The sequence below is a fragment of the Acidocella sp. genome, assembly GCF_050253495.1.
Lineage (GTDB): Bacteria > Pseudomonadota > Alphaproteobacteria > Acetobacterales > Acetobacteraceae > Acidocella.
The window spans coordinates 74377-98863 of record NZ_JBFWIX010000013.1 but is presented as its reverse complement, the minus strand read 5'-3'; the positions used below and the strand labels follow the sequence as shown (position 1 = coordinate 98863).

Annotated in this window: 29 protein-coding genes, 1 tRNA gene and 1 other RNA gene; 9 read left to right on the top strand and 22 right to left on the bottom strand. The window is 60.6% G+C overall.

Annotated elements, in window-relative coordinates; genetic code table 11:
* Window positions 1–107: 107 nt before the first annotated feature.
* From AB7D48_RS11530 to AB7D48_RS11500, 7 genes are all read right to left on the bottom strand, one after another.
* Window positions 108–584, bottom strand: a complete 477-nt coding sequence (locus tag AB7D48_RS11530) for a glutamine amidotransferase (protein ID WP_427979139.1) — start codon at window positions 582–584, stop codon at window positions 108–110.
* Complete coding sequence (locus AB7D48_RS11525; protein ID WP_427979136.1) at window positions 584–1273, bottom strand: HAD family hydrolase; 690 nt, start codon at window positions 1271–1273, stop codon at window positions 584–586. Before AB7D48_RS11525 ends, AB7D48_RS11530 begins: the two co-directional genes overlap by 1 nt.
* On the bottom strand, window positions 1270–2781 hold the full coding sequence (locus AB7D48_RS11520) for an aldehyde dehydrogenase (RefSeq protein WP_427979134.1): 1512 nt from the start codon (window positions 2779–2781) through the stop codon (window positions 1270–1272). Before AB7D48_RS11520 ends, AB7D48_RS11525 begins: the two co-directional genes overlap by 4 nt.
* A 64-nt stretch (window positions 2782–2845) precedes the next feature.
* On the bottom strand, window positions 2846–3196 hold the full coding sequence (locus tag AB7D48_RS11515; protein WP_427979132.1) for an NIPSNAP family protein: 351 nt from the start codon (window positions 3194–3196) through the stop codon (window positions 2846–2848).
* Window positions 3197–3238: 42 nt separating this feature from the next.
* Window positions 3239–4402, bottom strand: a complete 1164-nt coding sequence (locus tag AB7D48_RS11510) for an LLM class flavin-dependent oxidoreductase (protein ID WP_427979130.1) — start codon at window positions 4400–4402, stop codon at window positions 3239–3241.
* A gap of 129 nt (window positions 4403–4531) precedes the next feature.
* Window positions 4532–5998, bottom strand: coding sequence for a nicotinate phosphoribosyltransferase (locus AB7D48_RS11505; protein ID WP_427979128.1), 1467 nt, complete (start codon window positions 5996–5998; stop codon window positions 4532–4534).
* Between the two features lie 473 nt (window positions 5999–6471).
* Window positions 6472–6597 (bottom strand): hypothetical protein, encoded by a 126-nt coding sequence (locus AB7D48_RS11500; RefSeq protein ID WP_427979127.1) that lies wholly within the window; start codon window positions 6595–6597, stop codon window positions 6472–6474.
* A gap of 292 nt (window positions 6598–6889) precedes the next feature.
* Here AB7D48_RS11500 and AB7D48_RS11495 point away from each other — a divergent pair, with 292 nt between their 5' ends.
* Window positions 6890–7915: a LacI family DNA-binding transcriptional regulator gene (locus AB7D48_RS11495; protein WP_427979125.1), complete on the top strand. Its 1026-nt coding sequence runs from the start codon at window positions 6890–6892 to the stop codon at window positions 7913–7915.
* A 107-nt stretch (window positions 7916–8022) separates the two neighbouring features.
* On the opposite strand, the gene AB7D48_RS11490 is transcribed toward AB7D48_RS11495, so the two are convergent.
* From AB7D48_RS11490 to AB7D48_RS11470, 5 genes are all read right to left on the bottom strand, one after another.
* The gene (locus tag AB7D48_RS11490; protein WP_427979122.1) at window positions 8023–8202 is read right to left on the bottom strand and encodes a hypothetical protein; all 180 of its coding nucleotides are present in this window, start codon (window positions 8200–8202) and stop codon (window positions 8023–8025) included.
* 37 nt (window positions 8203–8239) lie between these two features.
* Window positions 8240–8332 (bottom strand) — tRNA-Ser (locus tag AB7D48_RS11485).
* A 328-nt stretch (window positions 8333–8660) separates the two neighbouring features.
* The gene (locus AB7D48_RS11480; RefSeq protein ID WP_427979120.1) at window positions 8661–9533 is read right to left on the bottom strand and encodes an N-formylglutamate amidohydrolase; all 873 of its coding nucleotides are present in this window, start codon (window positions 9531–9533) and stop codon (window positions 8661–8663) included.
* A 51-nt stretch (window positions 9534–9584) separates the two neighbouring features.
* Entirely contained in the window at window positions 9585–11054 is a 1470-nt protein-coding gene (locus tag AB7D48_RS11475) for an oligosaccharide flippase family protein (protein WP_427979118.1), read from the bottom strand.
* An 89-nt stretch (window positions 11055–11143) separates the two neighbouring features.
* On the bottom strand, window positions 11144–12310 hold the full coding sequence (locus tag AB7D48_RS11470) for an MFS transporter (RefSeq protein ID WP_427979116.1): 1167 nt from the start codon (window positions 12308–12310) through the stop codon (window positions 11144–11146).
* Between the two features lie 87 nt (window positions 12311–12397).
* On the opposite strand from AB7D48_RS11470, the gene AB7D48_RS11465 reads away from it, so the two are divergent.
* On the top strand, window positions 12398–13231 hold the full coding sequence (locus AB7D48_RS11465) for an undecaprenyl-diphosphate phosphatase (protein ID WP_427979114.1): 834 nt from the start codon (window positions 12398–12400) through the stop codon (window positions 13229–13231).
* The gene (locus tag AB7D48_RS11460; RefSeq protein ID WP_427979112.1) at window positions 13228–13977 is read left to right on the top strand and encodes a GDSL-type esterase/lipase family protein; all 750 of its coding nucleotides are present in this window, start codon (window positions 13228–13230) and stop codon (window positions 13975–13977) included. Before AB7D48_RS11465 ends, AB7D48_RS11460 begins: the two co-directional genes overlap by 4 nt.
* Window positions 13978–14094: 117 nt before the next feature.
* Here the strand turns inward: AB7D48_RS11460 and AB7D48_RS11455 are convergent, their stop codons facing one another.
* The 7 genes from AB7D48_RS11455 to AB7D48_RS11425 all read right to left on the bottom strand — a co-directional run bounded on the left by AB7D48_RS11455 (window position 14095) and on the right by AB7D48_RS11425 (window position 16864).
* On the bottom strand, window positions 14095–14718 hold the full coding sequence (locus AB7D48_RS11455; protein WP_427979109.1) for a phosphoribosylanthranilate isomerase: 624 nt from the start codon (window positions 14716–14718) through the stop codon (window positions 14095–14097).
* Window positions 14715–15404: an orotidine-5'-phosphate decarboxylase gene (gene pyrF / locus AB7D48_RS11450; protein WP_427979107.1), complete on the bottom strand. Its 690-nt coding sequence runs from the start codon at window positions 15402–15404 to the stop codon at window positions 14715–14717. Before pyrF ends, AB7D48_RS11455 begins: the two co-directional genes overlap by 4 nt.
* Window positions 15405–15411: 7 nt before the next feature.
* Window positions 15412–15639, bottom strand: a complete 228-nt coding sequence (locus AB7D48_RS11445; RefSeq protein ID WP_427979104.1) for a LapA family protein — start codon at window positions 15637–15639, stop codon at window positions 15412–15414.
* A 44-nt stretch (window positions 15640–15683) separates the two neighbouring features.
* Window positions 15684–16004 (bottom strand): integration host factor subunit beta, encoded by a 321-nt coding sequence (locus AB7D48_RS11440; protein WP_427979102.1) that lies wholly within the window; start codon window positions 16002–16004, stop codon window positions 15684–15686.
* 118 nt (window positions 16005–16122) lie between these two features.
* Window positions 16123–16280, bottom strand: a non-coding RNA gene (gene ssrS, locus AB7D48_RS11435) — 6S RNA.
* Window positions 16281–16329: 49 nt separating this feature from the next.
* Window positions 16330–16656, bottom strand: a complete 327-nt coding sequence (locus AB7D48_RS11430; protein WP_427979100.1) for a cell division protein ZapA — start codon at window positions 16654–16656, stop codon at window positions 16330–16332.
* A gap of 4 nt (window positions 16657–16660) precedes the next feature.
* Window positions 16661–16864, bottom strand: a complete 204-nt coding sequence (locus tag AB7D48_RS11425) for a hypothetical protein (RefSeq protein ID WP_427979098.1) — start codon at window positions 16862–16864, stop codon at window positions 16661–16663.
* A 63-nt stretch (window positions 16865–16927) separates the two neighbouring features.
* Here AB7D48_RS11425 and AB7D48_RS11420 point away from each other — a divergent pair, with 63 nt between their 5' ends.
* The 3 genes from AB7D48_RS11420 to thiE all read left to right on the top strand — a co-directional run bounded on the left by AB7D48_RS11420 (window position 16928) and on the right by thiE (window position 19197).
* Window positions 16928–17326: a hypothetical protein gene (locus AB7D48_RS11420; protein WP_427979095.1), complete on the top strand. Its 399-nt coding sequence runs from the start codon at window positions 16928–16930 to the stop codon at window positions 17324–17326.
* Between the two features lie 57 nt (window positions 17327–17383).
* Window positions 17384–18298 carry a class I fructose-bisphosphate aldolase gene (locus AB7D48_RS11415; protein WP_427979092.1) on the top strand — a complete coding sequence of 305 codons (915 nt, stop codon included), beginning with the start codon at window positions 17384–17386 and terminating at the stop codon, window positions 18296–18298.
* A gap of 272 nt (window positions 18299–18570) precedes the next feature.
* Window positions 18571–19197, top strand: coding sequence for a thiamine phosphate synthase (gene thiE / locus AB7D48_RS11410; protein ID WP_427979090.1), 627 nt, complete (start codon window positions 18571–18573; stop codon window positions 19195–19197).
* Window positions 19198–19203: 6 nt separating this feature from the next.
* On the opposite strand, the gene AB7D48_RS11405 is transcribed toward thiE, so the two are convergent.
* Window positions 19204–19605, bottom strand: a complete 402-nt coding sequence (locus AB7D48_RS11405; RefSeq protein ID WP_427979088.1) for a hypothetical protein — start codon at window positions 19603–19605, stop codon at window positions 19204–19206.
* Window positions 19606–19776: 171 nt separating this feature from the next.
* Complete coding sequence (gene epmA / locus AB7D48_RS11400) at window positions 19777–20739, bottom strand: EF-P lysine aminoacylase EpmA (protein ID WP_427979085.1); 963 nt, start codon at window positions 20737–20739, stop codon at window positions 19777–19779.
* A 23-nt stretch (window positions 20740–20762) separates the two neighbouring features.
* On the opposite strand from epmA, the gene AB7D48_RS11395 reads away from it, so the two are divergent.
* From AB7D48_RS11395 to AB7D48_RS11385, 3 genes are all read left to right on the top strand, one after another.
* On the top strand, window positions 20763–21734 hold the full coding sequence (locus AB7D48_RS11395) for a lysine-2,3-aminomutase-like protein (RefSeq protein ID WP_427979083.1): 972 nt from the start codon (window positions 20763–20765) through the stop codon (window positions 21732–21734).
* 40 nt (window positions 21735–21774) lie between these two features.
* Complete coding sequence (locus tag AB7D48_RS11390; protein WP_427979081.1) at window positions 21775–22092, top strand: ArsR/SmtB family transcription factor; 318 nt, start codon at window positions 21775–21777, stop codon at window positions 22090–22092.
* Between the two features lie 99 nt (window positions 22093–22191).
* Window positions 22192–23256, top strand: a complete 1065-nt coding sequence (locus tag AB7D48_RS11385; protein ID WP_427979079.1) for an alkene reductase — start codon at window positions 22192–22194, stop codon at window positions 23254–23256.
* Window positions 23257–23285: 29 nt separating this feature from the next.
* Here AB7D48_RS11385 and AB7D48_RS11380 read toward each other — a convergent pair whose 3' ends face one another.
* Complete coding sequence (locus AB7D48_RS11380) at window positions 23286–24449, bottom strand: YbfB/YjiJ family MFS transporter (RefSeq protein ID WP_427979077.1); 1164 nt, start codon at window positions 24447–24449, stop codon at window positions 23286–23288.
* Window positions 24450–24487: the final 38 nt, after the last annotated feature.

Below are 24487 nucleotides of genomic sequence, written 5' to 3'. Positions count from 1 at the left end.
GCTTCGAACCCGCACCCTCTGGGTGATCCATCAAACGCGCCCCTCACGGCCATCAACACCATGATTTATATCGGAAATATTGAGATCCTGACAGCAAAATCAGCGATTTACTTGGGGAATGTGGGATCATATGGCAGCAACGTGACCGGCAATACTTCAGCCAACGGGCTCATGCCATAGCGTCCCTTGCCATCAATTCCGGTGAAGGAGAGATACCCACCGATCATGACAAGCCCACCACCACGCTTCACGAAGTCCGCCACAAGGCCAAGCCGGTTTGGTGATTTCTCCGATTTCAGGAATGTCTCGTCAGGTAGCAGGAAGGAGTTAGATCCGATATCGGAGATGACAACGACATCGAACTTGTTAATCTCCTCCGCCGACCGAGGAAAGCGCAGGGAGACCTCATGGCCACGAATATAGGTAACGTCAAAACCCGCATCATCCATGCAATGCAGGAAGTAACCCGCCCCCTCTTCATACTCGGTTGAATGGAATTGGTCGAAGCCCTTCATATGGATCGTGTGCTTCACCCACGACTCACCCACGAACAGAACCTTGATCGACGACTCTGTAATGCTCATCAGCCTTCACTTCCTTGCATTGTTTGCTTTCTGTTTGCGGTGCCGATGAACCGTCGGCCCATCGCATACGCCTCTCGAATATCGGTCCCCACATAGTGTGCCGCCGCCAAGGCCGCTAATTTCGGCGTGGGGTTGACAGCAACCGTATGTGAAAAAGACGTGAATAATCCTACATCGCTGGTAGAATCACCGTATATCACGCAGTCATGCGCATCTAGCATGCGTGCTGCCAGCGCTGCCTCCGTAAGGGTAACTTTTGTCTCCGGCATCAACGTGGCTGAACTGGGCAGCGGCATTCCCGGCTCCACCGCCGATCCATATGTTTCATGCGCTCCCCAGAGTTGAAGCCGTTGGACGAAAAATGCCGGCGACTGGGAGATCACGATCACCGTCTCGCCGCGAGAGCGGATGTCGGAGAAGGTCTCTGCGATCCCATCCATCCATGGGGCATTGTGGAAGGCCGCATCGAAATCAGCCATTGTGGCGTCCTGGCAGATTACGAGGAGTTTCGTCCAGAACTCCGTGTCGGAGATGTTGCCTTCGAACCACAGCCTTTCCATCTCCAGCCCAGCCTCAAGCTGCCCCATCTGACGGAAGAGTTCGATGGTGGCGGTACTCCTCAGCAGGGTGCCATCCATGTCAAAGACGTGGAGCCCCCCCTCAGCCGCGCTCTCGGTGAAGGTGCTCACGCGCCTCTCCCTGCCCGCTCTTCACCCATGGGTGGACATGGTCTCTGGTTGAGAACCACGGTCTTGTTCTCCAGATAAGGAAGCAAGCCCGCGACTCCCCCCTCACGTCCGATCCCGGACTGCTTGAATCCTCCAAAGCCAATGCCAAAGTCCGCCCGATTGCCGTTCTGGCCCACGGTTCCCGTTCGCAGGCGCCGGCTAACCGCCCAAGCTTTATCCACGTCATGAGTAAAAACAGAAGCATTGAGGCCGAACACAGAATCATTTTCAATCCGGATCGCATCGTCCTCGTCTGCCGCGGCAATAACCGAGATCACGGGGCCGAAGATTTCCTCCTGAGCGATGCGTGAGCCATTATCGACATTCCCGAACACTGTCGGCTCCACGAACCAGCCCCGGTCGAGACCCTTCGGTCGCTTACCTCCAAAGGCGAGCGTTGCCCCATCGTCCTTGCCAATCTGGATATAACCCTCGACACGTTCACGCTGCCTTCGAGAGGCAAGCGGTCCCATCTGCACGCTGCCGTCAAACGGGTTCCCTATCTTGATGCGGGAGAATCGATCGGCAAGCGCTTCGAGCATTTCATCATGCCGGTGGCCTGGCACAATGATTCGGGTCAGCGACGCACAAATCTGCCCGGAAACGAAACACGCACCGCCCGTCAAGATATCAGCCACCTCGGCAATATCCATGTCGTCGAGAATGATCGCCGCCGACTTGCCGCCTAGTTCCAGCGTGTAACGCCCGACCCGTTCAGCCATGATACCAGCAATTCTTTTGCCGACATTCGTGGAACCGGTGAAAGTGATCTTGTCGACACGATGATCGGTCACGAGCGCCTCGGACGCCACACGATCGGCCGTGAGCACATTCACCACACCCGGTGGAAGCCCAATCTGATCGGCAATTTCGGCGATGATATACGCAGCGCCCGGAGCTTCCGGCGAAGCTTTGACGACCACCGCACACCCGGCCAGCAGCGCGGGCGCCAACTTCCATGCGGCAAGATGCATCGGCGTGTTCCACGGAATGATCGCGCCGACGACACCCACGGGTTCGCCAACGATCATTCCGAAGCCCTGACCTGAGCTTGTTGGCACCTCCTGCTCGAACGGATATGCCTCTGCTAAATCCGCATAATAATTAAACGCGGCCGGCACCTCTTCCATGACGGCTGGCACGATACGGGCAATGACACCTGTCTCACGCGGCCATAGCTGAACCACATCGTCGAACCGCTTGGTCATGGCTTGGGCGAAGGCGCGCAGATATTGCGCTCTCTGCCTGGGCGACATACGCGGCCAAGGGCCTTCATCGAAAGCACGGCGGGCGACTTCGACAGCGCGCGCGACGTCCGCCGTCTCGGCTTGCGCAACGGTGAAATATAGCTCTTCCGTCGCCGCTTCGATCACATCAATCATGTGGGGTGTCGAAGGCGCGACCCATTTTCCGTCAATGTAGAACTTTCCCGGGTTGGCGATGGGGGCTCTGGCTGCGCGAGTATTCATGAAAATCGTGTACCTACAGATGTTCGGCCAAGGCCGTTCTTGTGATGTCGAACAATGAAAGGCGTCACAGCGGGGCCGTAACCCTGCTCAGGAATTCATCGAAGGGGCTAGAGTCGACCACCCGGCGCCGAATGGCCTGATAGAGCGGTCCATTTTTCTCGCGCTCCGCCAAGGCCGAGACCCAGTCTGGATCGGTGAGGAATGAATTCCATTTACGTTCTAAATCGGCAAGGTCAGAGAACCTCATTATATAGACCATCTCGTTGAACGAGTTGGCGCCGACGGTGGTGAATCCAGCCTGGATTATTGCCATATCATGGCGGTTGAAAAGCGGTATCACGACTTTCTTGAATAGGTCGATGACATCCGCCAACCGCCCTGGCATTGGCGTGTACTCTCGTATTTCGTTAATCACCTGCTCTCCCCCTCTTCTCTGTCTTCAACCTCTGGCTGGCGTTCAGGCAAGAGAGGGAGCATCGCTCTTGTCCGCAACCGTGGCCTTCGCCTCGTTGCTGACAGCCTGGTTCTGATCGGCGAAAGCCGGAAAGACTTCTTGCGCCATCATCTTCATGTTTTTGATGATGGCATCGGTGGGCATGCCAACGGCGATGAGGCAAGCCAAGTGATCGACCCCGATCTTTTCATAGCTCTTGAAACGTTCAATCATACGATCAGGTGTGGTGAGGATCGGGTCGGCATATTTCTCGAGCAATTTGTCCTTGGAAAACGAATGCTGTTCGGGCGTCATTTTTCCTCGGTGTACATAATCGCGGCTCTCGCCAACATCTCGCGTGGCCAAGCGGCCTTCCTTCGTATCGACGGTACCAGGGCCTTTAACCAACGCCATGTAGTAATTATATTCGTTCACGACGTCGTCGAAATACTCAAGCGCTTCTTCCTCCGTATGGCCGAGCCAGGTGTGGCGGAGAACCATGACTTCGCCACGCGGGTTTCCAGTCTTGGCGATCTCGTCATTATAGCTTTCTATAAGCTCTTCGAGGTCGCCATAGGGTTCAAAATTGCCGTAATTGGGCGCCGTAATCAGATTCAACCCCTGCTGCGCGACCCGGCGAACGCCATCATTGCTTTGCGAAGCGATCCAGATATCAGGATGCGGCAATGTCGCGGGTTTCGGAACAAGAGTCGTCGGCGGAAATGAGTAAAACTGACCATCGAAGGAAACATCGTCCTCGGCGAAAAGGCGGCGGACAATTTCAAGCCCTTCATCGAACATCGCGCGTTGATTCGCCGGCTTCACGCCGAGGCGGTCAAGCTGTAGGCGGCTGCCGCCGCGGGCCACGCCAATGCCGATACGGCCGGGGGCAAGATGATCCAAAAGACTTATCTGAGAGGCGGCAAGAAGCGGGTTATAAGCCGGCAAAACAACCACACCCGGAACAATGCGAAGCCGCTTGGTCCGTTGGGCGACGACAGCCGCGAACATCATCGCCGAGGGATTGCACACGTAGTTCTGGAATTGATTCTCATTGATCGTGATCCCCTCGAAGCCGAACTCCTCGGCCGCGTCGACGATCCTGAGCATGCTGTCCAGGACCTCGGACCAAGGCCGGCTCATGTCGGGATAAAAGAACGGCGCCGTCACCCAGAACTTCATTGCCATCGTCTGTTCCTCAATTGTACTTGCTGTTGACTAGAAAAATGTTGCGTGGCGATTGAAACCAACCAGCCACGGCAACATAGATGCCACGGTGCCCAGAACCATGATGAAGATGTCCCGGGCATCACATGTTCAAGCCGTGACCATTTCCGTTGGGGCATCCGCCTTGAGCATCGGCGTGATCCAGCTTTCATACCATTTCTGCGGCACGGGCGCTTCACTTGCCGCGATCAACTCCGCGAAATCCCACTTCTTAAGCAGCTTGCCGTTGCGGAAAACCGGCTTGAGCAGGTTCTGTTCCGGGCTTACCGAATCACGCGGCACGGTCTTGTACTCACCGTCCTCTAAAATAAGGGCAAGCCGACCAGCCTTCGAAGCCTTGAACCCGGCATATGTCGGTTTCTTGGCGATGTCGCGCCACTCACCATTCACACATACGGCAATGGCCTTCTGCGCGAAGTTGTTCGTGTCGCGATTGACATGCTGCAGCAGACCACCACCCATACCGAAAATCGCGTTATCAGCGGCAAAACCACGGCGCTCCATCTCGATATAGACACGGCGCAAGCTCTCCCCGGTCACGCCATCTCCCTGCACCACACGGATGAACGGCGGCAGGATCTTGAACCCCTTGCTGTTGATCTCATAACCGAAGGCCTCCATGAGCCATTCAGTGGTGTCCGCCGTGACCTGCACGACATCCCCAGAATCCGGGCGCGCACCGACAAGCCCCGGGAAGCTCTGCACCATCTCCTTCAGTTCGCCACCCAGGATATTTTTGACGCAGTTCTCGTGATCATAAGTATCGGTGAGAACCAGCGCCACACCATGGTCGCGATAGACCTCAAGCATGTTGCGGATCGCATCGACTTCGTGATCGCGCCCCCAGGAGGTGAAGCCGGCATGCTCTGAGTTGGGGCCAGAATTGGAGGGCGCCACCGCATTGTACCAACGCTTGGCGGCGAGGATGCCTGGGGTGGTATCGCTCTGGTTAAAATTGACCAGATGAGCCATGCCCCCCAGTGCTGCCGATTGCTGGGAACTGACACCACGGGCGCCGTAATCGTGGAGCATGAACCGCAGAGCCCCCACATTGTCGGAGGTCCGCTCCAGCGCGGTACGGATCACCTGTTTGCACAGCCAGCTCAACGTGCCGATGGTGGTCGGATACCACACAGCACGCAGCAGAGCGGTCTCGAAGAAGCTCGTCACCCAATAATATTTCGGATCGGTGTTGATGAGCTGAACCAGCACATTATTGGTGGGCATCACGGTCCCTTCTGGAACCGCCTCGATCTCGACCGGCAAATAGCCGCCATGATCGTTGATAATCCCCACCCAATTCTCGCGATTGAAGTGCATGCCCTGCTCACGCATCAGGAACTCCGCCGCATCCACATCCTCTAGCGTCACGGGACGCATGAGGTAGTCGCGCAAAAAGGCCTGCAACCCGACAAACATGGTCACTGGAAATTCGCCGCCGCGCGACTCAATGTAGGAGGAGATATACTCCGTCCCCTGCGGGTATAGCGGATAGTGGCAGTGCTTATAGTTGTCTGTGTTGATGATGATATTATCAAACTGCTCGCCTAAGGACATTAAAAACCTCTTTCTGTTAGGCGCCGTACCAACAACGGTGTTGATTCCGGCAGACTATTAACGATTCTATCGTGTAGACCAGCGGTTCCATTTGTAGACGAAAACAGGAGACAGTAGCCGCTTTCTGTATGAGGGCTTGCTGTCAACACACCAAAATAGAATGGTTTCTATTTTAATTAAGACAATACGGCTTCAGCCTTGTCAACAATGTTTTTTGGATTTCTTTAAGAAAGAACATTACAACCTCTTGCTGTACACGCCTTGCCGACAACCATGCCGATCACCGAGAAGGCATTAACGTTTCTATGTATAAGGTAAATCAGGCAACAGCATCCGCTGTTTTGTGGATATAAAGCTCCATTCACACCAAATAGAATGCTTTCTACAATGCATTAGGACTATAAGAATTTAACCTTGTCAACAAGGTATTTTGGCCGACCTAGGGGGAAGCTCATGTCGACACATCCATCGCCTCAGGCTTCCGAACCAACCGCCTCATCCACGATGGTATGAAAGCGGCCATCACAACCTTCTTTTCCGGCTTTTAGCTGCCAGAAAACTGTTACAGCCTCCCCTTCTCTCAAACCGAAAGCATCCACGATTCAATCAAATGGATGGCGACCTCCGCTTAACGGGCCACACCTTGGCGCATGAACCGTGCCGTCTCCGGACTGTTCCAAACCAAGCAAAGATGTTACCCTAACCTAAAAGCGGTTCTATTATGGCATTGCGCGATGCCTTGCTCGGTCGCGTAGGCGCATTAACGCTGTACTGAATGTTGAAACGAATATTCACGGTCCGATGCGACGGTGAGCGGAGTACGTTATGCCTACATCAAAGGGTGGGGTTCCGGGGAGATATACGGGGAAGATGCCGGTGCGCCGGCCCACGATGAAAGACGTCGCCGAGCGGGCAGGCGTTGCGCTCAGCACGGTCAGCTATGTCCTCAACGACAGCGGGCCCGTTGCGGACGACCGGCGGGCAAGGGTACTGGAAGCCGTCCGTGCTCTGGGCTATCTGCCAAACGAATCGGCCCGCAATCTCAAGCGCCGCAATGTGGCGACCGTCGGCCTCGTCGTCCCCGACCTTGTCAACCAGTACTTCGCGATGATCGCCGAGGGCGTGGAGCAGGCCGCGTCAGAAAAAGACGTCCTGGTTGTGTTCTGTACACCGGAGGCAAGCGGTGAAGTCGAATCCTGGAACAGCCGGTTGCTGCGCAGCCAACGGGTTGACGGCCTCATCTATCTTTCCGGTGCCGACACACGAATGGAGTCTTTGGTGGAACTGACCCGGGTCGGCCCCGTCGTCCTCGTTGACGAAAAGCTTCTCGGCTTTGGTCTGCCGTGCGTGGTATCGCAGAACCGCCGGGGAGCACGTGAGATCGCGGCTCATCTTACGTCGCTCGGTCATGAACGCATGGCCATTCTTGGCGGCCCACCGGAGCTCTGGACCGCCGAACAGCGCCTCTCGGGATACCGCGAGGCCATTGCCGCGGCGGGATTGGACCCCGACGCCGTACCGGTGCTTACCGGCGACTATCGAATGGAGTCGGGTGAACAGCTGGCGGCGGAGGCTCTGAGCCCCCCCTCAGGTGAGCGGCCGACCGCGCTGATCTGCGCGAACGACCTAATGGCGATCGGCGCCCTTTCCTACTGCCGTCGAATCGGCCTGCGCGTGCCAGAGGATGTCTCCGTGGTCGGGTTTGACGATCTGCCTCTGGCTTCCCTCCTCACTCCGAGCCTTACCACCGTTCGGCAACCCGCGAGGGAGCTCGGCGTGGAAGCTGTCAAACTGCTGCTTAGCTTGGTGGACGGCGCTGAACCAACTTCTCCACCGCCCGCGCCCGTGACACTGATGATCCGTGAATCGACAGGGCCCGCCTCTGTCAATAGCTACGAAACCAATTTGGCATCCTGAATATGGAAAGCTTCTTGGCTCATCACGGGGACAAAGTATCGTGAATGCGGCGGCTGAAATATTTGATAATTGCGCACCACTTCCGGGTTTCCTTGAGGCCACATGCCTCAAGCGTCCGGCCCCCCCTCACCTTTCCCGCCAAACTCCCGCCGGCGATACGTGGGAATGGTGAAGCGCACATAATAGACTAGCCCAATGCGCCGCAAATTCACCCTGCCCGGCGCCTCTTCCGGTGAGGCGGCTTTCCGGTTGACCTTTACCGCTCCGGCCGTGGCCTTTGCCGTCAAAGCCCCATAAACATTTGAAACGAAACAGAAAAATCTATGGCGGAGGAGATGGGATTCGAACCCACGATACGCCTTGACAGCGTATAACGGTTTAGCAAACCGCCGCCTTCAGCCTCTCGGCCACCCCTCCGGCTAGAATGATCTTGCAGACAAAATCATCCTGTCTGCTCTTAATCGGGGGTTAGACGAAGGTAAAGCCCATTATCGGGAATAATCGTTCGAAAGCAGCCCTTCCGGGCCGCCACCCCATCCTCACCTGACGCCATGCCCTGTCACTGAACACCAATCGATTGATTTACAATGCACTCCAAGAAAGCGGCCAACTTTATGTTGCGCCGCAAAATTTCTCTTGCAGTGCAACATAAATTCATCTATATAGATCTTACAGGGTGAGTTTCTCCCCTGTTTCTTGGACGTTTCCTCCCTAAACTTGGCGGTGCTATTTGCACCGCCTTTTTTTACTCAGCGGCTTCATTGAAGCTAGGCCCCAATGCCCCCCAGGCCTGTTCCACCTCAATCACCCCCTGCAGAATGGCCAATAATCTGCGCCGCACCGCCTCGAAGGATGGCTTCCTGGTAAATTGGCGCTCATTCATATATAGCCCGCGCGCAATCTCGATCTGCATCACCTGCACCCCTTCACAGGGGCGGCCATAGTGGCGGGTGATGAACCCGCCCGCATAAGGGTCATTGCGCCGGACAGCAAAGCCCTGCTCCTGGAACAGCCGCTCGATATGATTGGACCATGCGGCCAAGCAACTCGTACCATGAGCATCGCCGAGCACAATCTCCGGCCGACCGCCAAAGCGGCTGAACGGCGTGGGCATGGAATGGCAATCCAGCACCAGGCAATGGCCGAACATTCCTAGACTTTCCTCGATCAATCCGGCAAGCGTCTCATGAAACGGCCGCCAGCACTGGTCTATCCGCTCCTTCGCCTCGGAAAACCGTAATTTGCGTGCGTAAATCGGCTCCCCCGTGCCAACCACGCGCGCCAGCGTTCCCAACCCGGCCGCCACGCGCGGGCTAGAACTATTCACATAATCAGGGAGGCTGTCGGTAAACATCGCGGGGTCCAGCTCCCAGGGTTCCCGGTTCGCGTCGCACCAGGCACGGGGAAACTCCGCCACCAGCAATGGCAAGCCAAGCGAGGGCGCGAAATCGAACAGCTCATCCACGAAACTATCTTCCGACCCGCGGATCGTATCCGCGTTCAGACGCGAAGCCTTCAGGAATTCCGGCGAATAACCGCGCCCCGAATGCGGGGAAGTCAGCACAATGGCGGTTTTTTGTCGCGCCGGGCGGCGCAAGGTGATCGGGGGGGCGTTCATGGGCGGCCTATTCAAACAGCATGGAGCCCTCCGGGCAAGGGAAACCACGTTTCATGGCAGAACACGCCCTTCCGAAAAGGCGCTGCTCAGCCTGCGCGCCATGCGCCACATCCGAAACGGCGCCAGCACAAGCATGACCGCCGCGTAAGCCAACGCGCTGGTCAGTACCAGCACGGCCAGTTCCACTGCCGGGCTGGCGGCTCCCAGCATCTCTCCCACACCGTGAGCCGCCAGCCTGGCTCCCGCCAACCCCGCCAGCGGCAAACCCAGCAACCGGAAAACGGGCCAGAAGGCCGATGCCAACCCTTGCCGCAGCGCCAGCAGAAACAACGCAACCCCCACCACCGCCCGTGCCGCCAACGCCCAGGCCAGCGTCACCAGCCCGCGCGGCGCCGCCAACCAACAAATCACACCGATACTGGCGGCATTGGCCCAGGCATACCAGGATACAGATCTCGCCTGGCCGGATGCAGTCAGAAGCGGGTTGATCACGCCGTATAGCGCCAAGGCGGGCACCGCCAAGGTGAGAATACCGAAGACGGGTACGGCCCCTTGCCACTCAGGCCCGAACATCAACAGAATGATAGGCCTCGAAGCGGCACCGCTCACCGCGCTGACGAAAAAAACAAGCATCAAGAGCGGTTCCAGCATCCGGTGCAGCGCGGCGGCACGCCGCTGTTCATCCGCCCGCACCGCCACCAGAACCGGCATGAACAGCTTGCGCGCGGGTAAAAACGCCACCTCCTGCAAAACATCCGACAAGCGCTGAGCAATGCGAAACTGCGCCAAGGCCGTCACCGGCATGCGTAGCCCCACCAACATCACGTAACCGGAGACGGAAATGAAATCCACGAAGGCGGCTTCCATCAATGGGCGGGAGAAGCGGAACCCCTCCCTCAGCACCGGCCAGGAGGGCGGCCTTGGCGGCACCCAGCCCGCGCAGACCGCCACCGCCACGGCATAAAACCCCACCCCCACCAGCCGTTGTGCGACCAGCGCCTCCAGACCATCCCCCATGAAGGCCAGCGGTAACGCGCAGGCACCTCCCAACAAAGTGCTGCCCAACGAGATCAACCCAATAGATTTGAAACGAAATTGCGAAGTCAGCCGCGCGGATGGCACGATGAGAAAACACGTCATCACCACGCTCAACGCCATGAACCGCAGCACCACCACCAAGGCCGGAAGTCGGTACAAAGACGCGACCCACGGCGCCATCCCCCACAATATCAGCAGGCAGAGCGATGCCGAAACAAGCTGGCTCCAGAACGCCCCCGCCTCGACACGGGCCTCACCAGGATTGGCCAGAACCTGCTCACCCGCTCCGCTATTGGCGACGCTTCTGGCCAGTTCTGAAATCGCCGTGGCAATGGCGATCAACCCAACCTCCCTGGCCGGCACCATACGCAGCAATAGAGCCAATATCAGAAAACCAATGCCCCGCTCGGCCAGCACGGTCACGAAATTCCAGGCCGCGCCGCGTGCCGCGCCATGCGCCAAACTTGTTTCCGCCTCCGGCATAAACGAAGAGCAGCACAATTATGAGCTGCCATAAAGCCGGATCTTCAACCAAGGCGATTTCCATCCGCCAGTTTCATGCCAGACGGAGGTCAGGCCGCCCGGGCAAAAAAGAAATAGATCAGCGCCAGCAGCGGCAAAACCGCCCCCGCCACGCACAACCCGCCCCAGCCCAGGCGCGCCAGCAACACCCCCGTGGCGGCGGAACCGACCGCTCCTCCTAAAAAGAAGATGGCCATGAAAACTCCGTTCATGCGCGAACGCAGCTCCGGCGCCAGGATGTAAATGGCTCTCTGGCCAAGCACCAGATTGGTCTGTACCGAAGCGTCCAGAACAATCCCGGCCAGCGCCAATATCACCACGGAACGCACCACGCCGCCCAGTGAAGCGATGCCAAAGGCCACCATCACCCCCAGCAGCGCGCCCAGCGTGCCGACTTTGGTATGACCACGATCCGCCAAATGCCCGGCGAGGGGCGCGGCGAACGCGCCCGCCGCCCCCGCCAAGGCGAACAACGCGATGCCGCGCTGGGTGAAACCGAAATCGCGGATCAGAAACAAGGGGGCTCCCGTCCAGAACAGAGAAAACCCCGCGAAGCACGCCGCATGATAAGCGGCGCGGCGGCGCAGCACCGAAAATCTGACCGGCAAGGTAAATAACGAGGCGAGCAACGCGCCATAATGATGTCCCGCCCCTGGCTCACGGCGGGGCAAGGCACGGCTGAGCAGCAGGGTTAGCCCAGCCATGAGCAGCGCCGAAATAAAAAACACCGCTCTCCAGGACGTGCAAGCCGCCACGAGGGAGGCAAGTGGGCGTGAAAACAGGATGCCGAACAGCAACCCGCTCGTCACCAGCCCGACCACCCGGCCACGCCGGGCCTCCGGCGTCAGATGTGCCGCCAAAGGGATCAACATCTGGACCGCCACGGACGTCAGACCGATCAGCACCGACACCACCAGCATCACCGTGCCGCTCCAGGCCAACCCGGCGAGCAGAAGGGGAATGACCGCCGAAGCGAGGGTCAACACCACCAGACGCCGGTTTTCCACCAGATCTCCAAGCGGCACTAAAAACAACAGCCCGGCCGCATAACCAAGCTGCGTGAGGCTGACAATCAAGCTCTCCGCCCGCGGCCCCATGTTCAATTGCGGGCCGATCAGCCCGAGCAAGGGTTGCGCATAATAAATATTGGCGACGGCAATGCCGCAGGAAGCCGCCAATAGCCCGACCATCAGCCGGGAGGGAGTGGAATCGGACATGTCTTCCGACTTAACGGCAGCGGAGAATTCTGCAATGCAGCAGGTAGGGCGTGACTCAGTGACGCACCATACTCGACAGGAGATCTCATGGATTTCGTGCATGCCGTCTTATTCGCCATCCTGCAGGGGGCGACGGAACTATTTCCCGTCAGTTCCCTCGGCCACGCGGTCGTGGTGCCGGCCGTGCTGCATTGGGGAATCGATCAGCACGGCCCCGGTTTTCTGCCATTCCTGGTCATGCTGCATCTGGGCACGGCCATCGGGCTGATCGCCTATTTCTATGTGGAATGGCTCACCATGGCGCGCGGCGTCCTGGGGCTTGGCTACAAGGCCGAAAACGCCTCCGCCCGCGCTTTGTTCGCCAAGCTGGTGGTGGCCACCATACCGGCGGTCATTATTGGCGCGGCGTTTAAAAAACCCATCTCGCATCTTTTCGGCACGCCGCTCATCGCGTGCATCTTTCTCATCGTCAATGCCGGGGTGCTTCTTCTGGGCGAACGCCTGCGCCGCCGTGAAGCGCACCAGAACGGTATTTCCTACCGTGACGCGCTCATCATCGGGCTATTCCAATGCCTGGCCTTTCTGCCGGGCATCTCACGCTCGGGCGCGGCCATCGTCGGCGGGCTGCAACGCGGCATTTCCCATGCCGGGGCGGCGAAATTCTCCTTCCTGATGGGCACGCCCGTCATTCTCGCCGCGGGGGTTGCGGAAGTCCCCAAGCTCATCCATGAGCACCAATTGCATGCGCTGCTCGGCGTTTCACTGGTGGCAGCCATCGTCTCTGGCATCGTCGCCTATGCGAGCACCGCCTTCCTGATGCATTACTTCAAAAATCACGACGACTGGGCCCTGAAGCCCTTCGCCATCTATTGCGCCGTGGCCGGAGCCGGGTCCTTCCTGTTCTTGGAAGCCGGACTATGAAACGCCGGCTTCTGACGGGGGCCATGCTGCTCGCCCCCGCCGCCGCACAGGCGCATTTCAACATCGCCGAGGCTCCAATCGGCCGCACCGACCTGCCCTGGTGGAACACGCGCTGGCATGAAACCCTGGCCCAACGCGATGCCCACCCCAATGCCAGGATCGTCTGGCTGGGCGATTCCATCACTTATTATTGGCAACGCCAAGGCGGGCATGGCTATGACGACATCAAGCCCATCTGGGACAAATATTATGCCCCTTACGGCGCGCTGGATTTCGGATTCATCGGCGATACGACGGCCAGCCTGATCTGGCGGCTGGATCATGGGCAAGTCGCCGGGCTGCACCCTAAACTCACGATCATCCTGATCGGGGCCAATAATTTCGGCCGTCCGCACTGGGATGCGAACATGACCGCCCCGGCGATCGAATCCGTCGTCGCCAATACCCATAAGCGCCTTCCAGACACGCATATCCTGCTGCTGGGCGTACTGCCCTGCATTCGCGGCGCCTGGGTGGATGAACAGACACAGGCCACCAACGCGGCGCTCGCCAAATATTACGATGGCAGCCAGACCGTGAGCTTCGTGGATCTGCGACACCTGTTCATCGAGAACGGCAAGGTGGATGCCGGTTTATATGTGGATCCCCGCTTGACCCCGCCGGAACCCGCCTTGCACCCGAATCGTGAGGGCATGACCCGCATCGCCGAAACGCTAGCACCTTATGTAAGGAAATATGCCTCCTGAATACGGAGCCACCCTCTGACCGGCCGCTTCACGGAGCCTCGCGATTTCCAGCATCGCTCCTTCAATACATGTAATCTGTCAATACATGTAATCGGCGGCCCGCAACGGCAAACCAGCCTACCCCCGCGCCGCGGTCACGAACGCCTTGATCAAGGCCGGGGATTTGCAGCCCGGCGCGGTCTCCACGCCTGAGGATACATCCGCGCCCGGCGCACCTGTCCTGCGCAGCCCTTCCGCGACGGTTTCCGGCGTCAGCCCACCCGCCAGCAGCCAGGGTTTCACGGGCTTGAAACGCGACAACAAATCCCAATCCGCGCGCACCGCATTGCCGCCCGGCCGTGTCGCCCCCGCGGGCGGTTTGGCCTCAACGACGAAACCGTCGGATACTTCATCAGGCGCTGGAAAATCCGCTTCGGTTTCCACGCCGATCTGACGCCAGACCGGCCTGCCGAATCTATCCCTCAGGCTTGCCACCAATGCCGGCGCGCCATGCACCTGCAAAATATCCAACGATACATCCCTCAAAATATCGTCGACTTCATCGAGGGTCGGATTGACGAATAGCCCCACGCGCCTTGGCCCTTCCTGGCCGCAGCGGGCGGAAAGCTGCCCGGCTTCCACACCCGTCACAAAACGCGGAGACGGCGGAAAGAACACGAATCCCACGTAATCGGCCCCCGCTTCCACCGCCGCGTCGAACGCATCCGCGCGGTTGAGGCCGCAGATCTTCACGCGTTTCACGAGATCGCCTCCGCGATGGCCCGCGCCGCCATGGCCGGATTCTCCGCATTGGTGATCGGCCGCCCGACCACGATATAATCCGCGCCAGCCGCCACGGCCTGTTCTGGCGTCATCACCCGCGCTTGGTCCCCCAGGGCCGCGCCCGCCGGGCGAATTCCAGGCACCACCAGCAATGGTTTTTCCCCAAACGCATCCCGCAGAATGGAAATCTCATGCGCGGAACAAACCAGCCCATCGGCCCCGGCCGCCAACGCCAGACGGGCCAAACGCAACACTTGCTGCGCCGTGCCCCCCGCCACGCCGGTTTCCGCAAGCCCCGCCCCATCGAAACTGGTCAACACCGTCACCGCCAGAATTTTTGGCCGTGCCGCGCCGGCTTGGGCGGCGGCCTCGGCGGCGGCGGCCACCATCTTCGCCCCACCACCGGCATGGATGGTCACCAGCCTGGGCGCCAATGGCAGCAAGGAGCGCACCGCCCCCGCCACCGTATTCGGAATGTCGTACAGCTTCAGGTCCAGGAACACATCCGCGCCCTGGGCCGCCGCCACATAACCTTGCGGCCCATGACGGAGAAAAAACTCAAGCCCCAGCTTGACCATCCCACAATGCGGGGCTAGCGCGCGCACCAGCGCCTGGGCGCGAGGCAACTCCGGCGTGTCGATCGCCGCGATTAAACGCCCAGTCATGAACGGCTCATTTCACGGCGGGAGGCTGGGCTTGAGCAGATAAATCCGTGACACGCTTTTCGGCGGAGCGCGCCCGGCGGCGCCAATGAAGCTGCCGCGGCAATGCCGCGACCAACCCCAGGAAAAACCCAATGGCCAGCGCTCCAACCGCCACCGGCCCCAGCCACGCGGACACCGTGCCAAATGGCCAAAAGCCGATCTGCACCGCCACACGGTTGGATAAAACGAAGATCACCAGCGCCAGAATAACCAGGAAGCCAATGATATACTTGATCGATTTCAGCTTTTTACTCCGCCTGTCTTCTTTGCCGCCGCCGGAACGGGTTTGTTGATCCGCTCCCGCAATTCCTTGCCGGCCTTGAAAAAGGGAACGGATTTCTGCGCAACCTCGACCGTCTCTCCGGTGCGCGGGTTGCGGCCCGAGCGCGCCTGCCGGCGCTTCACGGTAAAGGCACCGAAGCCGCGCAACTCCACCCTTTCCCCGCGCGACAAGGCCGCCGTCATCTCGTTAAACAGGGCGGAAACGATTTTCTCCACATCCGCAACGGTTAAATGCGGATTATCCTCGGCCAATCCTGCGATCAATTCCGAACGAGTCATGCTGTCCCCCAGCGACCAAGGATGCCAGGATGCAACCGGCCGGTCAATAAAGCCCCGCGGAATCTGGCACAGAAGATCTTGTTTTCACACATTGTTCCAGCCCGCGCCAGAAAAATCAGGTGGAGCCGCCCTGGCCGTTGGCGTTTGCATCCTCCCAAGGCCTGCTCATGCAGGTGGGCGCCGGATATCCAGACCACGGCCCGGACAGAGCCAGCCCCCGAGGGAAGTGCTTAACGGCCCAGGGGATGTCTTGCCTGACGCACCGGGCAGCTCCTGCGGACGATTTAAGCGGGAACCAGCGTTTCTGCAATCTTTTGGCGTGAGATCAGAGATCCAGCATATCGGAGGCGATTTCCTCCGCCCGCGCGGCCACACGGCGCAGCCGGGCGCGGCGTTCGCCATCCGCCTTGGCGGGAGGCGGCACGGGTTGGGCATTGGCACCGCCACCATGCTTGAGATCGTAAAGCTCATCGGCCAGCAGCAACGCGGCAAGCATCAATAACCGCGCCTCGCCGGACTGACCGCCGATCGCCTTGATGCTGCTGATGCGCTGCTCGATCTCCTCCGCCATCTTGGCCAGATGATCTTCCTGCCCATCCTCGCAGCCGACCGTATAGGCATAACCATTGATGCGAATGGTAACCTGCGCCATGGCTTTACTCCGTTATGGGCGTCTCGGGAGACTCAAGGCCCGCGCGCAGGCGGGCAATCAGCTTGTCCAAGGTGGCGGCAAGCGCTTCCCGGTCCAGCCCGGCCTCGCTCGCAGGAACTGTCTTGCCTCCTTGGGCGGCGCCAGCGATCTTGCGCAGGGCTTCCTCGATACGATCCAGGATTTCGTCTTCAGATTCCGACTCCGACATGGAGACTATTCAACCCGAGCCTCCCATGCGAGGTCAAGAAAGAAGCCTTGTCATAACTTAACTATGATTAACACTCTTCTCATAAACAGTTCCCTCCCCCCCGCGATCATCGTGCACGGGCTGGCGGATGTCCGGTTGGCGCGGCGTCCCGCCCGGCCCGTCACGCTGCTGTCGGCCCCTGGCGCGGGGCTGTCCTGGGGATGCGCCTGGTGGCGTGAATTACTGACCGCTGGCGGGCATGAAGGCCCAGCCCTGCTGGATTGCGCGGGCGCGCCGGGCCGGGCGGCGGAGGCGCTGGCCGCCGGGCTGGCGGGGGTGATTCTCGCCCCTTGCCCGGCCTGGGACGAGGTCGCCGCCCTGGCCCGGCACAAGGGGGCGCTTTTGCGCGCCAGCGCGCCGCCGGCACTGGATTTGCGGCTGTCAGGGGCCGAAAAACGGCTCCTACCCTGGCTTGGCGGATGACATTGCCGCCGCCATGGGGTACATGGCCGCCAGTTTCCCAAAGGAGGACTGGTTCATATGGCGATGACCGAGACGGTTAAGAAAATCCTGTCGCATTATGAGAGCGACAATCCCGGCACCAAGGCAAACCTCGCCCGCATCCTGATGCAGGGCAAGCTCGGCGGCACCGGCAAGCTGGTCATTCTACCCGTCGATCAGGGATTCGAACATGGCCCGGCCCGCTCCTTCGCGCCCAACCCCGCCGCCTATGATCCGTATTATCACTATCAGCTCGCCATCGATGCCGGGCTGTCCGCCTATGCCGCGCCGCTTGGCATGCTGGAGGTTGGCGCGGCTGAATTCGCCGGTCAGATCCCGACGATCCTGAAGGTGAATTCCTCCAACTCCCTGGCCACGGACAAGAACCAGGCCCTCACCGGGTCGGTGTCGGACGCGCTGCGCCTGGGCTGCTCGGCCATCGGCTTCACCATTTACCCAGGATCCGAATTCGCCTTCGACCTGATGGAAGAGATCCGCGAAATGGCCGAGGAGGCAAAGTCCGCCGGCCTCGCCGTGGTCGTATGGTCCTATCCGCGCGGCCCGAACCTAGACAAGGCGGCCGAGACGGCGCTGGATATTTGCGCCTATGCCGCGCATATGGCCGCGCTGCTGGGTGCCCACATCATCAAGGTGAAGCCTCCCACGGAAGTCATTTCGCTGGAAGCCGCAAAGAAATCCTATGCCGGGTTCGATGCCTCCACCATGGCCAAGCGGGTCAAGCATGTGGTCGATAGCTGCTTCGCGGGCAAGCGTATCGTGGTCTTCTCCGGTGGCGAGGCAAAGAGCCTGGATGGGCTCTACGAGGAAATTCGCGGTCTGCGCGACGGCGGGGCAAATGGCTCCATCATCGGCCGCAACACCTTCCAGCGCCCCCGCGAGGAAGCCCTGGCCATGCTGCAAAAGATCATCGACATCTATCTGAACAAGGCCTGATTCAAATCCAGACCGGTCTGGCGCGAGTTACCCGGTTCGCGCCAGACCAATGAAACCGGGCGGCCATGCTCCGCGGGGAGGTTTCCGCCTCATCCCACAAAAATTTGAAATGACTGAAGCTTGATGGGCTCATGGCGTGTTTGGATCGCAAAGCGCTCCCTGAACCCGGCCCTTATTTTGCGGAATAACGGCCAGCCTCCTCCGGCCCCACTCACGAAAACTCCCAAAGGTGGCCTTTTATCCGGAAGGCCGCCTCTTTATTGGACAGCGCCATGACAGCCGATTGCCGCCTCTATCTCATTACACCGCCCGTCCTGCCCGCCGATTTCGAGCAGACCCTGGCCGGCGCGCTTGATGCGGGGGATGTCGCCGCCCTGCAATTACGGCTGAAGGATGTGCCAGAAGCCGAGCTTTCACGGACGATCGACCGCCTGCGCCCCATCGCCCAGAGCCGGGACGTGGCCTTTCTGCTGAACGACAATCCCGTCCTGGCGGTGAAATCCGGCTGCGATGGCGCGCATGTCGGCCAGACGGACATGCCCGCCAAGCAGGCCCGGAAAATCCTGGGCGATCTTACGCTGGGCGTCACCTGTCATAATTCCCGCCATCTGGCGATGGAAGCCGGGGAAGCCGGGGCGGATTATGTTGCCTTCGGCGCCTTCTTTCCCACCACCACCAAGGAACCGCCGGAAATGGCGGACATCGCCACGCTGAGAACCTGGGCCGAGACGATGGAAATTCCCTGCGTCGCCATTGGTGGCATCAATGCCCATAACTGCGCCCCCCTCGTGCGCGCCGGCGCGGAATTCCTGGCGGTCAGCGGCGCGGTCTGGAATCACGAGGCTGGCGCGGCGGCGGGTGTGCAGGCAATGCTGCGCGCAATCCAGGACGCCACCTAGCCCCGCCTACCGGCAATCATTCCCGCGCAGGCTGACATTCTCCACCTTACCCTTCACCAGGGCAAAGGTCGCCTCGCAAGACCAGACCCGCACATCCTGGGGAAACCCGCCATACGGCCCCCAACCGGGCCCCCAGAACGGCCCGCCCCAGTAAGGCCCACCCCAGTAAGGCCCACCCCAGTAAGGCCCACCCCAGTAAGGCCCGGGCATGGTTTGCGCCTGATAACGCACCTGATAGGCCAGATAATCCACCCCATCCACGCTGATCTGCCTGACGGGCACACCGAAATGCTGAACCAGCGTACTCTCCGGCACACCGATATAAGCGGCCAGCCGCGATTGCAGGCTGGGCCCGGCGGTGCATCCGGCCAGGAGCAATATCAGGCCAAGCGCAATGGCCTTTCGCATTTTCCTCTATCCTTCCTTCCCACGCCAGGATCCGGAGCGTTTTCCGTTCGTGTCGGCGCACGGAGAATGCTCTGGCTTGTCAGCTTCGTGCATAACCTTATCCGACCGGATGTTACCCTGGAACGGGAGGCGCTTCGCCTGCTCATGTCCATGACAAATCCCACCAGGGCCTCAAATCTCCGGTAGCCAGAGCACATCGGCGATGCGCCGCGCACCAGCCGCCAGCATGACCAACCTGTCGAACCCCAGCGCGATCCCCGCGCAGGCCGGCAGCGCCTCCACGGCTTCTAGAAATGCCTCATCCATCTTCCAGTCTTCCCCATATAACGCATGGCGGCGCGCCCGGTCCTCCTGAAACCGCACCCGTTGCTCGACTGCATCCGTCAGTTCCACGAAGGCATTCGCCAACTCGATCCCGCAGACATAAAGCTCGAAACGTTCCGCCACCCGGCCATCCTCCGGACATCTCCTGGCCAAGGCCGCCTGCGCGGCGGGCCAATGCGTGAGAAATGTCGCACGGTCCCGGCCCAGATGCGGCTCCACCCGTTCCAGCATCAGCCGGAAAAACAGATCCTCCCAGCCCTCCCCCTCACGCAACCTCACCCCGGCCTGCGCCGCCAAGGCTGGCGCATCCCCCGCCGTAGCCAGCACGTCCGCGCCCACATGGCGCGTGAACGCCTCCGCCACAGTCAGATATTCCGGCTCGTCCAGCCGCGTGACGACGCCCTTGCAATTAACCTCTGGCGGCAGCGTGGCCTGCAACAGGGCGAATGTCTCTTGCATCAGCCGCCCCATATCGTCGTGCAGATCGTACCATTCCAGCATGGTGAATTCCGGCGCATGCGTGTCGGACCACGGCTCCTCCCGCCAGACCCTCGCCAGTTGAAAAACCGGCCCCGACCCACCGGCCAGTAATTTTTTCATGGCGAATTCCGGCGAGGTATTCAGCCACCCATCCCCGGCCCGGCGCGCGCGTAAATGCACCTCTTCTCCCGGAGCGGGCACCACATAAGGGGTTTCCACCTCCATATAGCCACGCGCGTTGAAAAAGGCGCGCACGCCGGCGGCCAAAAGATTGCGCCGGCGCAGAAGCGCCATGCGGTCGGGCAGGGTCTGCCAGGGTTGAGAGCTCATGGCGTCGGGTTTACACGCTCCCGATGCCCGACGGAATTTCCGCTCCCCCGCAACGCACATTGCGTACCCCCCAGGATCTGGTCCATGCCGGATTGCTGCGGCCCGAGAACCTTCATGGCGCGCAAGAGGTGGCCGCGCGCTATGCCATCGCCGTGCCGCCCACGCTCGCCACGAAGATCACTTCTCCCAGCGACCCGCTCGGCCTGCAATTCCTGCCCGACCCGGCCGAGTTGATCACCGCCGCGCATGAAGATGTGGACCCGATCGCCGATGAAGCGCTGTCCCCCCTCCCCGGCATCGTTCACCGCTATCCCGACCGCGCCCTCCTGAAACCGCTTCTCGCCTGTCCCGTCTATTGCCGCTTCTGCTTCCGGCGCGAGCAGGTGGGGCCAGATGGCGGCTTGCTCTCCGCTGAGCAACTCGACGCCGCCTATGCCTACATCGCCGCTCGCCCCGCCATCCATGAGGTGATCCTCACCGGCGGGGATCCGCTGATCCTCTCGCCGCGCCGTCTCGGTGCCATCCTGCGAGCGCTGGATGACATCCCCCATGTCGATCTGCTGCGCATCCATACCCGCGTGCCCGTGGCGGACCCGTCCTTGATCAACGACGCGCTCCTGGCGGCACTGGAAACGCGCAAGCCGCTCTATATCGCCGTCCACGCCAATCATGCGCGGGAATTCTCTCCCACGGCGAACGCGGCCCTGCGCCGGCTCTCACGCCTTGGCATCCCACTTCTCGGCCAATCCGTGCTGCTGGCCGGGGTGAACGATTCGGAGATGGCCCTGGCCGATCTCTTCCACACCATGCTGCGCGCCCGGGTGAAGCCCTATTATCTCCACCAGCTCGATGCCGCCCCCGGCACCGCGCGCTTTCATGTGGCGCCGGAGCGCGGACGCGAAATCCTGGCCAATCTGCGTGGCAAGATCAGCGGCACCGCCTTTCCCACCTATATCCTTGACCGTCCCGGCGGGCTGGGCAAAATTCCGCTCTGACACCCTTTAAATCGTATTTTTCCGATTTAACTATCGTATCATGCCGATCCAAAACGACATGCCGACATTCGAGGATTGCCTGAAAACCCTGGCCAACCCGGTTCGCCGCAAGATCCTGCATGAATTGCGCGAGCCAGAACGTTATTTTCCGGGCCAGGAACATCCATATGAATGGGGCGTCTGCGCCAACAAGATCGAATCCGCCTGCGGCTTGTCGCAATCCACGGTGTCTGGCCATCTCGCCACATTGCACCAATCCGGCTTGGTCAGCGCCAAAAAGATCGGCCAGTGGGTATTCTATCAACGCGACGAAACCGCCATCGCCCAGTTTCTCGCCGCCTTGCGGGAGAATCTATGATCGCGCGGAACCACGCCCTACCTCTGCCGCCCTGCCCACCGGCGCGCCATGCGCGCGCCGGTTTGCCCATTACCGTCTTGACCAAGAAGGACATGTACCATGCCTAACCTGTTCGACCCGCTACAGCTCGGTGAGCTGACGCTGCCCAACCGCATCATCATGGCGCCACTGACACGCTGCCGCGCCGCCGCGGGGCGCGTGCCCAACGCCCTGATGGCCGAATATTACGCCCAACGCGCCGGGGCCGGGCTGATCATCTCGGAGGCCACCGCCGTCACCCCGATGGGAGTCGGCTACCCAGACACACCCGGTCTCTGGTCCCAGGAGCAGGTGGAAGGCTGGAAGCTCGTCACCAAGGCCGTGCATGAAAAAGGCGGGCGCATTTTTGCCCAGCTCTGGCATGTGGGGCGCATCTCCGCGCCGCTTTACCTGAATGGCGAGTTGCCGGTTGCTCCTTCCGCCATCGCCGCGCAGGGCCATGTCAGTCTGGTGCGGCCGCTGCAGGATTACGTGACACCGCGCGCCCTGGAAACCAGCGAGATCCCCGGCATCATCGAATGCTACCGCAAGGCCGCGATGAACGCGCAGATGGCCGGTTTCGACGGCGTGGAAATTCATGGCGCCAATGGCTACCTGCTGGATCAGTTCCTGCAAGATTCGACCAATCAGCGGACAGACGAATATGGCGGCTCCATCGCCAACCGCGCCCGGCTGCTGCTGGAAGTAACCGACGCCGCCGCTTCCGTTTTCGGGCCGGAGCTGGTGGGGGTGCATCTTGCGCCGCGTTGTGACGCCCATACGATGGGTGATTCGAACCCTCTGGCGACATTCTCCTATGTCGCCCGTGAACTGCGCGAAAAGGATATCGCCTTTATCTGCGCGCGCGAGCATCAGGCCGCCGATTCCATTGGGCCGGAGCTGAAGAAAATCTTCGGCGGCGTCTATATCGCCAATGAAGGCTTCACCCGGGAAAGCGCCGAGGCCGCGCTGGCGGCGGGCACGGCGGACGCCGTGGCCTGGGGCACAGCCTTCATCGCCAACCCTGACCTTCCCGCCCGCTTCATCAGGAATGCACCCCTGAACGAGCCCGTACCCGAAACATTCTACGCGGCGGGCCCGGCTGGCTACACGGATTATCCAGCGCTGGAACCGGCCTTGAGCTGATCAACCTTGTCAATCGGCCGGGCGGGGCGCTAACGCGCCTCCGCCCGCGCCGCGAGTTGAATAAGCAGCACGGAAACCGCCATCGCCACCGTGCCAATACCAAACAGCAGCGCGTAGCTTCCGGTGACATGGAACAGATGCGAGAAAAACGCCGCCACCACGGCCTGCATCACCGCGTAAACCATGGTGGCCAGCCCCCAATCGCCAGATAGACGAGCCGCCGGCACCATCCCCGCGATCGCTCCGGCCACCAGCATCACCGCGCCAAGCGCCACCACGCCCACCGCGGCGGTGGAAACAATCAGCGCGGCCTGGGCATGCAGCAGCAACGGCGCCGCCACGCCGCACCCCATCACCACATAGCCGGCAAGCAACGTCACCAGAAACCCAAACCTGTCGGCAACCCGCCCCAATAATGGCGGCCCCAGCATCGCGGCCACGCCGAGCCAGGCCGCGATTTGCGCCCCGGCCGCCACGCCGCGCCCCAAACCGAGCGCCACGAAGCTGGAAAGAAACAGCATATGCGGCACGAAACCCAGCGCGGAGAGCGCATAAGCGGCGATCATCAACAGAACCGGACGAGGCGGCAGCCCCGCCGCCTCATGCCGGGGGGAAGGCTCGATTCTCGCTGGCGGCATCATCACCGCCACGGCCAATGTCGCCAAACCGCACACCACGCCAAAGGTCAGCCAGGTGAATATCAACCCGCGCGTCAGCAGGAGCGGCACCAAGATGGCGCTGAAAGCCGTGCCCGCCCCCATGCCAGCGAAGGTGATGCCTGAAACCCGTCCCCGCGCCGAGGGCGGCGCGCGCCCCACCACGGCGGCGGCCATCAGAACCATCAACACACCGCCGGTGACACCTGAAACCAGCCGCCAAGCGCCAAACCAGAGCCACCCCCAATTAAGGGCCGAGCCTAGCATGGCGGCGGCGGTCAACCCCATGAACAGCAGCACGGCGGGTTTGGCGGCGAACGGCCGGCGCCAGACCCGCATGGCCGCCGCTCCGATAAAATAACCCACGAGGTTGGCCGTACCCAGCCAGAACGCAGTGGCCGCGCTATACCAATGCGCGTCAGCCAAGGCTGGCACCAGCGGCGCGAACCCAAACCGGGCCACCCCGACACTGACGAACATGGCTAGCAAACCGCTGAAGGCGGCACGGATGATCGGAAAGGTTCGCGCGGCTCCCATTATGACCGGTCAGATACATTGTCCCGTCATTTTTCGCA